Annotated in this window: 16 protein-coding genes and 1 pseudogene; 12 read left to right on the top strand and 5 right to left on the bottom strand. The window is 71.5% G+C overall.

Features of this window, described 5'->3' with window-relative positions:
- Positions 1-41 precede the first annotated feature (41 nt).
- Positions 42-422 (bottom strand): DUF6479 family protein, encoded by a 381-nt coding sequence (locus ACFQVC_RS35905; RefSeq protein WP_381838634.1) that lies wholly within the window; start codon positions 420-422, stop codon positions 42-44.
- Between the two features lie 28 nt (positions 423-450).
- A complete protein-coding gene (locus ACFQVC_RS35910; RefSeq protein WP_381838636.1) occupies positions 451-1,476 on the bottom strand; it encodes an NAD-dependent epimerase/dehydratase family protein in 1,026 nt (341 codons plus the stop codon).
- Between the two features lie 174 nt (positions 1,477-1,650).
- Between ACFQVC_RS35910 and ACFQVC_RS35915 the strand changes: the two genes are divergently transcribed.
- Entirely contained in the window at positions 1,651-1,920 is a 270-nt protein-coding gene (locus tag ACFQVC_RS35915) for a DUF2180 family protein (protein WP_381838638.1), read from the top strand.
- Positions 1,921-2,063: 143 nt separating this feature from the next.
- Here the strand turns inward: ACFQVC_RS35915 and ACFQVC_RS35920 are convergent, their stop codons facing one another.
- On the bottom strand, positions 2,064-2,252 hold the full coding sequence (locus tag ACFQVC_RS35920; protein WP_381838639.1) for a hypothetical protein: 189 nt from the start codon (positions 2,250-2,252) through the stop codon (positions 2,064-2,066).
- A gap of 222 nt (positions 2,253-2,474) precedes the next feature.
- Between ACFQVC_RS35920 and ACFQVC_RS35925 the strand changes: the two genes are divergently transcribed.
- The 4 genes from ACFQVC_RS35925 to ACFQVC_RS35940 all read left to right on the top strand — a co-directional run bounded on the left by ACFQVC_RS35925 (position 2,475) and on the right by ACFQVC_RS35940 (position 5,369).
- The gene (locus ACFQVC_RS35925) at positions 2,475-2,876 is read left to right on the top strand and encodes a VOC family protein (protein WP_381838641.1); all 402 of its coding nucleotides are present in this window, start codon (positions 2,475-2,477) and stop codon (positions 2,874-2,876) included.
- A 57-nt stretch (positions 2,877-2,933) separates the two neighbouring features.
- The gene (locus ACFQVC_RS35930; protein ID WP_381838643.1) at positions 2,934-3,977 is read left to right on the top strand and encodes a YihY/virulence factor BrkB family protein; all 1,044 of its coding nucleotides are present in this window, start codon (positions 2,934-2,936) and stop codon (positions 3,975-3,977) included.
- Between the two features lie 80 nt (positions 3,978-4,057).
- Complete coding sequence (locus tag ACFQVC_RS35935) at positions 4,058-4,711, top strand: phosphoribosyltransferase (RefSeq protein ID WP_381838645.1); 654 nt, start codon at positions 4,058-4,060, stop codon at positions 4,709-4,711.
- 244 nt (positions 4,712-4,955) lie between these two features.
- Positions 4,956-5,369: an STAS domain-containing protein gene (locus ACFQVC_RS35940; protein WP_381838647.1), complete on the top strand. Its 414-nt coding sequence runs from the start codon at positions 4,956-4,958 to the stop codon at positions 5,367-5,369.
- A gap of 67 nt (positions 5,370-5,436) precedes the next feature.
- Here ACFQVC_RS35940 and ACFQVC_RS35945 read toward each other — a convergent pair whose 3' ends face one another.
- Positions 5,437-6,075, bottom strand: a complete 639-nt coding sequence (locus ACFQVC_RS35945; protein ID WP_381838649.1) for a TetR/AcrR family transcriptional regulator — start codon at positions 6,073-6,075, stop codon at positions 5,437-5,439.
- Between the two features lie 205 nt (positions 6,076-6,280).
- Here ACFQVC_RS35945 and ACFQVC_RS35950 point away from each other — a divergent pair, with 205 nt between their 5' ends.
- Complete coding sequence (locus ACFQVC_RS35950; protein ID WP_381838651.1) at positions 6,281-7,585, top strand: YncE family protein; 1,305 nt, start codon at positions 6,281-6,283, stop codon at positions 7,583-7,585.
- Between the two features lie 37 nt (positions 7,586-7,622).
- On the opposite strand, the gene ACFQVC_RS35955 is transcribed toward ACFQVC_RS35950, so the two are convergent.
- Entirely contained in the window at positions 7,623-7,886 is a 264-nt protein-coding gene (locus ACFQVC_RS35955) for a GlsB/YeaQ/YmgE family stress response membrane protein (RefSeq protein ID WP_381838653.1), read from the bottom strand.
- Between the two features lie 250 nt (positions 7,887-8,136).
- On the opposite strand from ACFQVC_RS35955, the gene ACFQVC_RS35960 reads away from it, so the two are divergent.
- The 6 genes and pseudogenes from ACFQVC_RS35960 to ACFQVC_RS35985 form a co-directional block, all read left to right on the top strand.
- Positions 8,137-8,541 (top strand): SseB family protein, encoded by a 405-nt coding sequence (locus ACFQVC_RS35960; protein WP_381838655.1) that lies wholly within the window; start codon positions 8,137-8,139, stop codon positions 8,539-8,541.
- Positions 8,542-8,700: 159 nt separating this feature from the next.
- Complete coding sequence (locus ACFQVC_RS35965) at positions 8,701-9,066, top strand: iron chaperone (protein WP_381838657.1); 366 nt, start codon at positions 8,701-8,703, stop codon at positions 9,064-9,066.
- Between the two features lie 380 nt (positions 9,067-9,446).
- Positions 9,447-11,312 (top strand): phage tail sheath family protein, encoded by a 1,866-nt coding sequence (locus ACFQVC_RS35970; protein WP_381838659.1) that lies wholly within the window; start codon positions 9,447-9,449, stop codon positions 11,310-11,312.
- A 46-nt stretch (positions 11,313-11,358) separates the two neighbouring features.
- A complete protein-coding gene (locus tag ACFQVC_RS35975; RefSeq protein ID WP_381838661.1) occupies positions 11,359-11,883 on the top strand; it encodes a phage tail protein in 525 nt (174 codons plus the stop codon).
- Between the two features lie 114 nt (positions 11,884-11,997).
- Positions 11,998-12,729 carry a T4 family baseplate hub assembly chaperone gene (locus ACFQVC_RS35980; protein WP_381838677.1) on the top strand — a complete coding sequence of 244 codons (732 nt, stop codon included), beginning with the start codon at positions 11,998-12,000 and terminating at the stop codon, positions 12,727-12,729.
- A pseudogene (locus ACFQVC_RS35985) lies at positions 12,726-13,142 on the top strand (hypothetical protein); the annotation flags it as partial. The gene ACFQVC_RS35980 and the pseudogene ACFQVC_RS35985, both read left to right, overlap by 4 nt.

A 13,142-nucleotide genomic window follows, 5' to 3' on the forward strand; every position in this document is an offset into this window, starting at 1 on the left:
CCGTCTCTGCGGGGGCGTCGTCCCGTCCTCGCGCGGCGCCGTCAGGTCTTGCCGGGGCCTCCGCTGCCGAACGCCCCGCTGGAGCCCGGGCTCCAGCGGCGCGGGCTCTGGTCGCCGCTGCGCCTGCTGCCCGCGTGGTCGCCCTTGAGTTCGTGGGGCATCAACCGGCCCTGGTCCCGCGGCACTTCGTCGGGCTCACGCACTTCACTCACGTCCCCGACCGGTCCGCCGTCGGGCAGCCGCGGCTGCTCTTCGGGGCGGGGCGGACCGGGTTCACGCCTGCGGACGCGCAGTCCGAGCCAGACGGCCCAGATCAGGGCGCCCGCGACGATCAGACCGACGAGGAAGGGCGCGATACCGCCGACGAACGCGTTGGCGGCGACGTGCAGTGCGGTGTCGTTTCCGATGCTTTGTGCAGTCATGCGCCCCGAGTACCCGGCCTGCTGCCGCTCATCCGACCTTGCGTCCCTCCATCGGCGGGGTCTCCATGCCCGCGCCGTGCCGCAGGCCGTGCAGAAGTTCCTCGACGGCCTCGACGGCGGTGCGCTCCGGGCTCCAGTCCAGCTCCTCGCGGGCGCGCGTGCAGTCCATCATCGGCAGCCGCAGCACGGCGTCGAACAGCTGCGGCGACGCGGGCACCAGATGCAGCCCCCAGGCCGCGGCGAGCGCGGAGCGCGCCGCACGGCGCGGCAGCGGCACCACGCGCGAGTGGAACAGCTCGCCGAGAACCTTGGCGTCCAGGGGCGGTTCGGCCGCCAGGTTGAACGCACCGTGCACATCCGCGGTGAGCGCCGTGCGGTAGGCGCGGGCCGCGTCGTCGGTGTGCAGGGCCTGGAACCGCAGCCCGGGGATGCCGGGCAGGAAGGGCAGCAGCTCGGGCCTGGCCAGCTGCCCCGGCTTGAGGCGCCCCGCGAACAGCCGGCGCTGCTCGCTCGCCGACTGCTCCTGGAACAGGAAAGCGGGCCGCATCCGCACCACCCGTACCTCGGGGTGTTCGCGCTCGAAGGAGTCGAGGGCCCGTTCCAGATAGGCCTTCTCGCGGCAGTACGCCGCTTCCGGCCAGCCGTGCGTGGGCCAGGACTCGTCCACGGCACGGTCCTTGGGACCCGGCGAGTACGCGCCGACCGACGAGGCGTGCACCAGGGCCGGCACTCCCGCGGCGGCGGCCGCGCGGAACACCTGGACGCTGCCCAGGACATTGGTGCGCCAGGTGGCGGCGGGATCGCGGGCGGGCTGGAACTGCCAGGCCAGGTGCACGACCGCGTCGGCACCCTTGAAGTACTCGGCGAGACCGGTGTCCGCGGCCAGGTCGACGCCCGCCCACTCGGTCCCGGGCGGCTGCCGGTCGGGCACCCTGCGGGCGATGCCGAGGACGGAACCGACAGCCGGGTCCTCACTGAGGAGGCGGATCAGGGCGGTACCGACATTGCCGGTGGCGCCGGTGACGACGATGCGGTGGCCGGATGCGGTGCTCACGGTCGTTCCTCTCGCTCGGGGGCTGCGATCGCGCCGCACGGGGATGACGGGGTGGTGTGCGCGCCGCGTCCGGGTACCCGCCAGGGCGGCGGCGGGCACCTGGAACCGGCCGTGTTTCCGCCGTTGCCCCGGGGGGACCCGCACTGGTTCCACGCGTTCCCACGCTGTTCCCCCATGACGTCTCGTCACGACGTCTCGTCACGACGTCTCGTCACGAATCGTCAGGAACGGACGAAGACCATGAACTGCTACGACTGTCTGCCCGGGGCCACCACGACCCCTGCCGTGGCGGTGTGCACCCGCTGCGGCGCGGCGCTCTGCCGCGACCATCTGTACGCAGGGACCACGGAGGTCCACGACACCCCGGGCCTCGGCCGCGCCACCCACGAGGTGGCGGCCCGCCGGATCACCTGCAGGGTGTGCGCGGGGGCGGAGCGCACCTGAACGGGCCGCAGTCCGAGGCCAGTTGACGGTGGGCCCGAGCTACCGGCGCGCGGCGCGGGCAGGCGCGCGGGCAGCCGGGCGGCCGTTCGGCGAGCGCCTCCGGTAGGACGACGGTCCGCCCCCGGTCTCTACGACGGGGGTCTCTACGTCGGGTCCGCACCCGGTTCGATCACCTTGTCGAGGACGTCGCGCACGACCCCGTAGGCGATGACGTCGCTCGCCTGCGCCGCATCTCCCTGCCGCGCGAGGCGGCTGGACCGCTGCTCCTCGGCCCAGTCGCGGGCCACGCGCAGCCGGCGCAGCAGTTCGTCGGAGTCGACGATGTCACTCATGTGCGGTCACCTCGTTCATGTGCGGTCACCTCGTTCATGCGTGGTCTCCCTCCCGGGCTCGGGTCACATGCCGCTCGGAGCGTCCTTCCAGGGGCGTCTCCTCCGCGTCGGGCTGCCCGCGGGGCGGTGGACGGCAGACCGCCGGGTTCCCCGCGCTCCAATGCGGAAACCGTTTGCCCCGTGACCTGCGGGGCACTCGGAGCGGCGAGCCGAGGAGGGGCTATGGGACTGGTCAAGGCTGCGGCGATCGTGCTCGACTGCGCGGACCCGGAGGAACTCGCCGAGTTCTACAAGGAGTTGCTCGACGCCAAGGAGTGCCCTGACACCACGAGCAACCGGATGGACATCGAGACGGGCACCGGCATCAGGATCGCGTTCCGGCGCGATCTGAACGCCACACCGTCCAGCTGGCCGCGGCCCGAGGACTCGCTGCAGACCCATCTGGACTTCCTCGTCGACGCCGACGACCTCGACGCCGTGGAGCGGGCGGTGGTCGGCCTCGGCGGCACCCCGATCGAGGCGTCCGGGCGCGGCGGTCCCAACGAGGCCCGGATGTACTCCGACCCCGCGGGCCACTCCTTCACCGTCCGCAGCTCCCTGCGTCACGGCCCGAAAACGGACTGACCGGCCCCGGTCCCCTTCGCCGGATTGGCCCGGCGTGAGCGGGCAACTCGTCGCCGTATGGCACCCATCGGCAAGCCCAAGCACCGACGCGACGGAAAAGCGGAGCCCGGCCCGGAGGCCGGGCCCGGCCGGGCGGTCGAGGAAGCCGCCCCGGACGAGCCCACCGAGCTTCCCGCCCGCTCCTGGTGGTCGGTCCTGCGCAGGACCGGCAAAGAGTTCATGGACGACGATCTGCCGGACCACGCGGCGGCGTTGACCTACTACGGCGTCCTCTCACTGTTCCCGGCGCTGCTCGTCCTCGTCTCGCTCCTGGGCGTCATCGGCGAGTCGGCGACCGAGGCGGTGCTCGACAATCTGCGGCAGCTCGCTCCGGGCGCGGTGCGCGATCTGCTCGGCGACGCCGTGCGGCAGCTGCAGGACAGCGGCGGCACCAGCGGCGTGGTGGCCCTGGTGAGCCTGGCCGCGGCCGTGTGGTCGGCCTCCGGCTATGTGGCGGCCTTCATCCGCACCGCCAACGCCGTCTACGACCTGCCCGAGGGCCGTCCGGTGTGGAAGCTGACGCCGCTGCGGATCGCCCTGACCGTGGTGCTGATGCTGCTGCTCGCCGCCAGCGCCCTGATCGTGGTCTTCACCGGGCCGCTCGCCGAACGCGCCGGTGATGCCGTCGGCGCGGGGGACGCGGCCCTGCTCGTCTGGAACATCGCCAAGTGGCCGGTCCTTCTCGTGCTCGTCATCGTGATGATCGGGCTGCTGTTCTGGCGCGCCCCCAACGTCCGCGGCCCGGGTTTCCGCTGGGTGAGTCCCGGCAGCGCCCTCGCGGTGTTCCTGTGGCTGCTCGCCTCGGGCGGGTTCGCCGTCTACGTCGCCAACTTCGGTTCCTACAACAAGACGTACGGGACCCTGGCGGGCGTCGTCATCTTCCTGATGTGGCTGTGGCTGTCGAACCTGGCCATACTCCTCGGCCTTGAGTTTGACGCCGAACTCGCCCGCCAGCGCGCCATTTCGGGCGGCCTGCCCGAGGACGACGAGCCGTACGTGGAGCCGCGCGACACCCGCGCGTGGCCCGACGACTACGACCCGCGCTCGGGCCCCTACAGCTGACGGCCACCGTCCCCCACGTACACCCGCGCCCCCCACGTACACCCGGCACCTCCAGCCATACGCCCCCTTGGAGGCCCACCGTGCCCTTCCGCGACCGCGACCACGGCGGGCGGCAGCTCGCCCTGCGTCTGCTCGAACGGTCCGGCTCCGGCGACCTGGACCACGCCGTCGTCCTCGCCCTGCCCCGCGGCGGCGTCCCCGTCGCCGCCCCGGTCGCGCACGCGCTGCACGTGCCCCTGGACGTGCTCGTCGCCCGCAAGATCGGGGCACCGGGGCGCCGCGAGACGGCGATCGGCGCCGTCGTCGCCGAGGAACCACCGCTCTTCGACCGCCGCGCCCTGGAGTTCCTCGGCCTGAGCGAGGACGCACTCGGGGCGGACGCGGCCCGGGCCCGCACCGAGGTGCACCGCCGCGAGCACCTCTACCGCGCGGGCCGCCCCGCTCCCGACGTGAAGGGCCGCACGGTCCTGCTCGTCGACGACGGGCTCGCCACCGGCCTGACCGCACGGGCGGCCCTCGGCTTCCTGCGCCGGCAGGAGCCGGGGCGGCTCGTCCTCGCCGCCCCGGTGGGCAGCCCGCGCGCGGTGGCCGAACTCCGGGCGTACGCGGACGACGTGCTGTGTCTCGATCAGCCGCCGGACCTGCACGCCATCAGCGAGGGCTACGAGCGCTTCCCGCAGCTCTCCGACGCGCAGGTCATGGATGCCTTGCGCACCTTCCACGCCTCGGCCTGACCTCGCCGACGCCCACCCGAACACACCATGAACACGCTCTGTAATCAAGAGAGTTGATGTTCTTCGCCGCACCTGAACCGGAGACAGCTTTACCAGAACAGGCATACGACGTGCCTGAGCGGGAAAGATGCACTCAGCACCGCTAAGCCACCTTGGACCCCGGTGGCACCCGGCGCCGATTTCCTCGGCGGCGCCAACCCTCTTTTGATTACTCCTAGTTACGGAGCTGACTCCCGGGTGGGCCATGGAGACCTCTGAGCCGACCTTCGGCCTGCACCACCGCAATGTGGACGGCACGCTGGTGCTGTCCTTGTACGGCGAGATCGACGCCTGGGCCCATCAGGTGCTCGTTCCTCGCTTGACCGTCCTCCTCCTCGAGCGTCCGTACCGCCAAGTCGTCGTGGATCTCCGCCCGGTGACCTTCATCGACGCCAGCGGACTGCGCCTTCTGGTCCGCGTCCGGCGTCACGCCACCGCTCTCGACACCGAGTTGCGTCTGGTCCGCGGCCGGCCCCGGGTGTGGCAGATACTGCGCCTGACCGGCCTGGACCGCTGCTTCACCGTGTGGGACGTGCTCCCCGCCGCCCTCGAAGCCCCCGGCCATGTTCCGCACCCACGCATGGACCGGCCGTTCGGCATGGAGGAGCGGGCCGGCTGACCGCGCCGCCGGGAGCGATCCCGGCCGCGGCCGGCGGCAATCCCTGCCACGTACGCAGCGACCCCGGCTACGTACGCAGCAACCCAAGCAGCACCCGCACCAGTTCCTCGACCACCTCGTCGAGGCTCGCGTCGACCCAGCCCGCGCTCCAGTCGTGCAGGAGGCCGTTGACGCTGCCGATGAACGCGGCGGCCGCGACGCGGTAGTCACGGTCGACGGCCTCGCCGCGTTCGACCGCGTCCCGTGCCTGTGCGCACAGCAGATCCACCCAGCGGGCCCGCCGGGCCAGGCGCTGGTGTTCCAGGCGTGGGCTGACGCCGACGATTTCCACGAAGGTGATCCGGGTGCGGCGCGGGTCGCCGGTGACATGGGCGGCGTAGGCACGGAACACCGCGGCGGCACGTTCGGCGACGGGGCGGTCCGGGGTCTCGACGAGCGCCGCCAGAGCGGCTTCCTCCGCCGAGTCGTTGACCTCCAGATGGAGCACGGCAAGGACGTCCTCCAGGGTGCGGAACTCCTCGTAGAACTGGCGGGTGGACAGGCCCGCGGCCTCGCTGAGGGCGGCGACGGTGGTGGCGCGGTAGCCCGGCTCGCCGCCGAAGAGCGTCAGGGCCGCGTCCAGGAAGCGGCGGCGGCGCTCGGCCTGCCGCTCCTGCGCGGTGCGTCCCGCGTACCGCCCGGTGGCCTTGCGGAGCCTGCCCGTCACGTAACTCCCTTTCACCGCCGCCTCGTTCCCGGCCCAGATTGTCGCGCACACGTCTTGCCGGGGCGGCGGAGCCGTAGTTACCTTCCGGTAGCCAATCTGAACCGAACCGTGTTCACATTCTCCCCGCTCCTCGGAACTCGCCGGAACTCCCCTGAACTCCTCGGTGATTCCCGGAGATTCCCCGGAGACTCCCGGAAGGACGACCATGTTCCGCACTTCCGCGCACAGCCTCGGCGCCCTCACCGCCGCCCTCGCCCTGACCCTCGCGGGCAGCGCCACGGCGGACGCCGCCTCCGCACCGCCGCACAGATCCGAGGCCGGATCCGGGCACAGCTCCCAACTCGGCTCCGGGCTCGGCTCCGGGCTCAGAGACGTGATGTTCGTCGGCAACAACTGGGACGGCACCGCCGACGTCATCGAGCCCTCGGGCGACCTGGCCCGTATCGGCCGGATCAATGTCATCCCCGACAAGGAGGAACGCCTCAAGGAGATCTACGCCAACCCGCTCAAGCTCGCCTTCTTCCTCGGCATCCGTCTCGGCCCCGGCGAGGGGCACGACCAGTTCGTGGACGACATGTACTCCACCCCCGACGGCCGGTCCGTGGTGGTCTCGCGGCCCAGCTTCGCCGACGTGGTCTCCCTCGACCTCGCCACCGGCAAGGTCAACTGGCGGTTCCCCGTCTCGGGGTTCCGCTCCGACCACATGGCCGTCTCCCCCGACGGCGGGCGCGTGGCCGTTTCGGCGTCCATCTCCAACACGGTGCATGTCCTCGACATCGACACGGGCAAGGAGGCCGGTTCGTTCAAGACCGGTGACAAGCCGCACGAGAACGTCTTCACCGACGGCGGCCGCTATCTGTGGAACATGTCGATCGGTGAGGTCAACACGGCTCTCGACGACCCGCTGATGGACTGGACGAAGGGCGACCGGCGGATCACCGTCGTCGACGCGCGCACCTTCGAGGTGGTGCGGGTGATCGATATGCGGGAGCGGCTCGACGCGTTCGGCCGCAAGGATCTGTCCGACGCGCTGCGGCCCGTGGCGTTCTCGCCCGACGAGTCCCGGCTCTACTTCCAGGTGTCGTTCTTCAACGGCTTCCTGGAGTACGACGTGAAGGCGGACCGGATCACCCGCGTCAAGACACTGCCGAAGAACCCGGCGACCAGCGAGGACCGCACCACCTGGGTCAACGACTCGCGCCACCACGGCCTTTCGATGAGCCCGAAGGGCGACAAGCTGTGCGTCGCCGGGACCATGGACGACTACGCGACCGTCGTCGACCGCGCGACCCTCGAACAAGGACCGCTGGTGACCGCGGCCAAGCCGTACTGGGCGACGGTCAGTGGCGACGGCCGCTCCTGCGTGATCTCCGAGAGCGGCGCCGACCGCGTCACCGCCATCGACTTCGCCAGTGGCGAGAAGACCGCGAGCGTGGCGGTCGGCGACCATCCGCAGCGCGTCCGTATCGGCCGTGTGAGCGCCGACTGGACTTCACCGTCCGGCAGTTGAGCCCGCGGGGCCCGCGCCGTGCTTGTCGCGTGCGGGCTCAGCGGCGCAGCTTGACCCGGTCGAGCGCGGCCACGCCGAACGCGGCGAGGGCGATCTGGATCAGCCACTCCGCCCAGTCCACGCCGTCGGTGTCGGCCACGCCGAGGCCCCCGGCGATGGCCGTGCCGATGAGAGCGGCGACGATGCCGACGGCGATGGTCCACAGCACACCGATGCGCTGGCGCCCCGGCAGGACGAGGCGGCCGAGTACGCCGATCACGGCGCCGATCACGATTGCGCTGATGAGTCCGGAAATCTCCATCACAGCCCCTTGTTCGGCCAGGGTCGACCGGTTGGAACCACCGAGTGCCCCGGCCGGGGCGGGATAGTCCGCCCCGGCCCTTGAAGCGAGGTGGCCCGCCCCGGCCGAGCAGGGGGATCTCGGACACGAACGCAGGGCCTGACAGGGGATTCATGAATGCCCGGCGGTGTGCGGGGTACGCGACGGTGATTCCGCCCGGCCGCGGGCGCCCGCCGCGGCCGGATACGCCACCACGACCACGAGGCACTTCATGGACATTCCCTCCGCCAACAGCACCTCACCCGCGCAAGCCGCGCTCAGCGCCCTGGCCACCCAGCCGCAGGACCAGGCGGCCCTGGACACCCTGGCCGAGAGTTCCGTGCTGCTGCCCGTCCCCGACGAGGTCAGCGACGCCCAGGACCCGAACGCCGCCGCCATGACCCTGCCGGTCCTCGAAGAGCCCGGCGGGGAGCAGCTGGTGCCGGTCTTCACCTCCGAGCTGCGGATGACGGAACTGCTGCCGTCCATCTCGCACTGCCAGCGGGTGCCGCTCGGCGCCCTGGCCGCGCAGTGGCCGTCGGACGACCTGTCCCTGGCCATCGACGCCGGCTCGCCGGACGCCCTGACCCTCACGGCCGACGGTGTCCGCACCCTCCTGGCGCGGCCGCGCGGCTGACCGGCCCCCGCGACTGCGGGCCCCCGCCACCTGGGACGGCGCCGGGGGCCCGCCATGCGTGACCCGCCCCGCGCCGCCCGCCGACATCCCGATGCCACCGATGTCCCGATGCCGCGACGTCCCGATGCCGCGACGTCCCGGTCCGCCTAGGCTCGGCCCATGGTGCAGAGCGCCGCGGAAGACGTGTCCGGATATCTCGCCGAAGTGCCCGAGGAGCGCAGGCCGGCCCTGACGCGGCTGCGTGCGCTGTGCCGGGCGGAGCTGCCGGGCTTCGGCGAAGTGATGGCGTACGGCATGCCCGCCTACCTAAGGGATGGCACGGCCGAGTTCGCCTTCGCGTCCCAGAAGCAGTACATCTCCGTGTACGTGATGCGTACCGATGTGCGCGACGCCTTCGCCGAACGGCTCGCCGGGCACGACATGGGCAAGGGCTGTCTGCGCTTCCGGCGCCCCGACCAGATCGACTTCGCGCTCGTACGCGACCTCCTGAAGGCCACCGCGGCGGCGCCGGGACAGGTCTGCTGAACCCCCTCCGCCCCGCCCCCGCCGCCTACGCTTTCCGGCGCGCGTTTTCGGCCAATCACCCTAGCGGCAAGGCCAGTTGAGAAGTGAAGAGCCGGAGTTCACTCTTCACACAACCTCCCCTCCCGGTGACCTGAACACGTCTTGTTCGGTCAAGTCTCAGATGCCAATACTGCGTTCAGCACTTACGCATCAGGAGTCACAAGCACGTTGCTTGGCCCGGCCGACCCAACGACCCGGGCACTGACGGGGGATCCGAAGCTGTACGCGCACCATGCCGTGGCTTTGCCATGGGCCGATGGCGGTGCGTGTCATCGCCGTACGCCTCCCTCCGCCATCTCTTGGTGCCTTCACCCGGTGCCTGAGAAGGGATAGGAGGGGGAATGCCGACGAATGCAGTGAGCGCCGCGAAGCCGACGTATCCCGGCGTCTACGTCGAAGAGCTTCCCAGCAGCGTCCGCACCATCTCGACCGTCACGACCTCGGTGACCGCTTTCGTGGGGCACACCCGGCGCGGACCGCTGAACGAGCCGGTGCGGGTCACCAGCTTCGCCGAGTTCGAGCGCCGCTTCGGCGGCCTCAGCTCGCAGAGCGCCGTCGGCTACGCGGTGCACCAGTTCTTCGGCAACGGCGGCACCGTCGCCGTGATCGTCCGGGTCGCCAAGGCCGGCAGCGGCAAGGCCGCCTGCGTCACCCTGGAGTCCACCGAGGGCCACAGCGAGTGCCCGGTCCTCGAAGTGCACGCCAAGGAGCCCGGCGGCTGGGGCAACGGCCTGCGGGTCGCCGTCGACTACGACACCCCGTGCCCCGACGAGACCTTCAACCTGCGGGTGTACGACGCCCGCGGCGGCGCCCGTGAGGTCTTCACCGGCCTGTCCATGGACTCCGCGCACGGCCGCTACGCCCCCACCGTGATCAACTCGGGCTCCCGGCTCATCCGCGTCGATGTCGTCGGCGAGGGCCGCCCCGACCCCTCGGGCACCGTCTCCAAGCCGTTCGGCCATGAACTCCCGGATCTGGCGGTCGACTTGACCGTGAAGATCGGTGAGGTCGAGCGCGAGTTCACCCTGTACGACCCGGACAGCGACGGCGAGGCCCCGGCCACCGTCACCGAGCTGGCCCAGCTCCTCGAGAGCAAGCTGCGGGCCCTGCCCGACGCGCCCGGCAAGCACGCCTTCGCGGGTGTCGAGGTCACCGCGTTCGGCCGCCGTATCCAGGTCGTGGCGGGCTCCACCGACCCCGAGGACGTCGTCCGCTTCCTCGGCGAGTGCGCCAACGACCTCGGTCTCGAAGCCTCGGTGAAGCCGCCGGTGTTCCCGCTGGAGGGCGGCGAGGACGGCGACCCGCCCGGGCCGCGCGACCTGATCGGCAGCGAGGCGAAGAAGACCGGCATCCAGGCGCTGCGCGGCGTCGATGACGTCAACCTCCTTGTGCTGCCCGAGCTTTCGGCCTACGAGTCCACGGACGACATGGTCACCGTCGTCTCGGCGGCGCAGCGCCTGTGCCAGGAGCGGCGGATCTTCCTGCTCGTCGACGCCCCCGACTCCTGGGTCAGCGTGGACAGCGCGCGGGCGGGCCTCGCGGCCTTCGAGCCGGTACGCGGCAACCACGCGGGCCTGTACTTCCCGCATCTGCAGCTGACCGACCCGCTGACCGGGCGCCTGCGGTCCTTCCCGCCGTCCGGCGCGGTCGCCGGCGTCTTCGCCCGCACGGACTCCGAGCGTGGTGTATGGAAGGCGCCGGCCGGCACGGAGGCACGGCTCGCGGGTGTGCACTCGCTCACCGTGAAGCTCACCGACCGGGAGAACGGCCTGCTCAACCCGCTCGGCGTGAACTGCCTGCGGACCTTCCCGATGGTGGGCCCGCTGGTGTGGGGCGCCCGCACCCTCGAAGGCTCGGACGCCCTCGACAGCGAGTGGAAGTACGTGCCGGTGCGACGGCTCGCACTGCACGTGGAGGAGAGCCTGCACCGCGGTCTGCAGTGGGTGGTCTTCGAGCCGAACGACGAGAACCTGTGGCAGCAGATCCGCCTCAGCGCCTCCTCGTATCTGCACACGCTCTTCCGCCAGGGCGCCTTCAAGGGCGGTACGCCCCGCGAGGCGTACTTCGTCAAGTGCGACCACGACACGACGACGGCTGAGGACATCGCGAACGGCGTGGTCAACGTCCTGGTCGGGATCGCTCCGGTCAAGCCCGCCGAGTTCGTGATCGTCAGGATCCAGCAGACGTCCGGGCAGTTCGAGCTCTAGGCGTTACGGACACCCAGACAAACCGCTGTGAGCGTGAAGGAATCCGATGGCTGAGTTCAATGTCAACGCCCAACGCTTCGACCCGTACAAGAACTTCAAGTTCCTGGTCCTGTGGGACGGTCGTACGGTCGCGGGCATCAGCAAGATCAGTCCGCTGAAGCGGACCACCGAGGTCGTCAAGCACCGGCACGGCGGCGACCCCAGCTCCCCGCGCAAGTCGCCGGGCCGCTCCGAGTTCGAGGGCATCACCCTGGAGCGCGGCGTCACGCACGACCCCGAGTTCGACCGCTGGGCCAACAAGGTCTGGCAGGTCGGCGCCGGGCTCGGCTCCGAGGTGTCCCTCGCGGACTTCCGCAAGGACATCGTCATCCAGGTACTCAACGAGGCCGGCCAGGTCGCCGTCTCGCACAAGCTGTACCGGACCTGGCCGAGCGAGTACCAGGTGCTCGGTGAGCTGGACGCCAACGCCAACGCGGTGGCCATCCAGAGCCTCAAGCTCGAATGCGAGGGCTGGGAGCGGGACTACGAGGTGCCCGAGCCGCAGGAGCCCTCGTTCCTCAACCCGGCCTGACACGGGGCCACTTGAGGCAACCGGTAGCCGGTAGCCGGTATGAAGCAGTACCGCATGAAGCAGTACCGCAGGACGAACAACAGCAACGCGTACGACGCAGGAACGGGGGCGGGCATGGCGAGCACACAGGCCGCTGACCTCCTGGCCACCTGGGAGGCCGGGCTCGGTCACGACGGCTTCGGCCGTGCCCTGCTCCTGCACCGCGCCGCACGCCCCGAACTCGACGGCGACGGCGAGGCACTGCTCTCGCTGCCGGTCGGGGCGCGCGAGGCGGATCTGTTCGCGCTGCGCCGCGCGCTGTTCGGCGAGCGCATGCAGGTGCGGCTCGACTGCGCGGCGTGCGGCGAGGACATGGAGTTCGACCTCGACGCCGGGGAGTTCGCCCGGTCGCTCGGCCCTCCCGGCGAGTCGGTGCTCCGGCTCGCCGAGGACGGCTGGGAGGTCGAGTTCAGGGTGCCGGCCGTCGCCGACCTGGCCGCTGCGGCCCGGCACCCCGACCCACGCCGCGCCCTGCTCGAACGGTGTCTGGTGACGGTGCTGCGCGACGGGGACGCCGTCACCGCCGACGTACTGCCGCCGTCCCTTGAGCGGCGTATCGCGCAGGCCGCGCAGGACGCCGACCCGGCCGCCGACGTGACGCTCAACATCAACTGCCCCGAGTGCGACGCGGCGACCCGCGCCGAGCTCGACATCGCGTCCTATCTGTGGACCGAACTGGACGCCTGGGCCCGCGACGTGCTTCTCGACGTCCATCTGCTCGCCACCGCCTACGGGTGGAGCGAGCCGGAGATCCTGGCGCTCAGCCCGCTGCGGCGCCGCTACTACCTGGAGCTGTGTGCGCCATGACCGACTCCTCCGGGGCACCGCCGGAACCCGACTTCCTCGACCGGCTGCTCGCCCGGCATCTGCCGGCCGGGCGGCGGCGGCCCGATGTGGTGCGCGTACGGCCGCGCCTCACGGGCCCCTTCGAGCGGGTCGACGCGGTGGGCGCCACGGCGCGGGAAGCCGACGGCACAGTGCCGCTGTGGCCCACGTCGCCCGAACCGCGCCCGGGTGAGAGCGAGTTGACGCCCGCCACCCGCGAAGTACGGCTGCGCACCGAGCGGGAGCGCACCGTGGTGCGCACCGAGCGGGAGCCCGCACCCGAGACCGACGGGCGGCGGCCCGCGGCGCCGCCGCCCGCACCGACACCGCTGCTGCGCCCCGCGGCGGCGGTGGCGCCGTGGCCCCGGCCCGTTCCGGACGTGGCGCGCGGCGCC

The sequence above is a fragment of the Streptomyces monticola genome, from assembly GCF_042665355.1.
GTDB lineage: Bacteria > Actinomycetota > Actinomycetes > Streptomycetales > Streptomycetaceae > Streptomyces > Streptomyces monticola.

Bases quoted from the DNA above. Each gene is read 5' to 3' on its own strand.
- ACFQVC_RS35960 (WP_381838655.1), top strand. From the start codon at position 8,137: ATGGACATTCCCTCCGCCAACAGCACCTCACCCGCGCAAGCCGCGCTC.
- ACFQVC_RS35965 (WP_381838657.1), top strand. From the start codon at position 8,701: ATGGTGCAGAGCGCCGCGGAAGACGTGTCCGGATATCTCGCCGAAGTG.
- ACFQVC_RS35950 (WP_381838651.1), top strand. From the start codon at position 6,281: ATGTTCCGCACTTCCGCGCACAGCCTCGGCGCCCTCACCGCCGCCCTC.
- ACFQVC_RS35980 (WP_381838677.1), top strand. From the start codon at position 11,998: ATGGCGAGCACACAGGCCGCTGACCTCCTGGCCACCTGGGAGGCCGGG.
- ACFQVC_RS35975 (WP_381838661.1), top strand. From the start codon at position 11,359: ATGGCTGAGTTCAATGTCAACGCCCAACGCTTCGACCCGTACAAGAAC.
- ACFQVC_RS35925 (WP_381838641.1), top strand. From the start codon at position 2,475: ATGGGACTGGTCAAGGCTGCGGCGATCGTGCTCGACTGCGCGGACCCG.
- ACFQVC_RS35930 (WP_381838643.1), top strand. From the start codon at position 2,934: ATGGCACCCATCGGCAAGCCCAAGCACCGACGCGACGGAAAAGCGGAG.
- ACFQVC_RS35905 (WP_381838634.1), bottom strand. From the start codon at position 422: ATGACTGCACAAAGCATCGGAAACGACACCGCACTGCACGTCGCCGCC.
- ACFQVC_RS35920 (WP_381838639.1), bottom strand. From the start codon at position 2,252: ATGAGTGACATCGTCGACTCCGACGAACTGCTGCGCCGGCTGCGCGTG.
- ACFQVC_RS35970 (WP_381838659.1), top strand. From the start codon at position 9,447: ATGCCGACGAATGCAGTGAGCGCCGCGAAGCCGACGTATCCCGGCGTC.
- ACFQVC_RS35940 (WP_381838647.1), top strand. From the start codon at position 4,956: ATGGAGACCTCTGAGCCGACCTTCGGCCTGCACCACCGCAATGTGGAC.
- ACFQVC_RS35955 (WP_381838653.1), bottom strand. From the start codon at position 7,886: ATGGAGATTTCCGGACTCATCAGCGCAATCGTGATCGGCGCCGTGATC.
- ACFQVC_RS35915 (WP_381838638.1), top strand. From the start codon at position 1,651: ATGACGTCTCGTCACGACGTCTCGTCACGACGTCTCGTCACGAATCGT.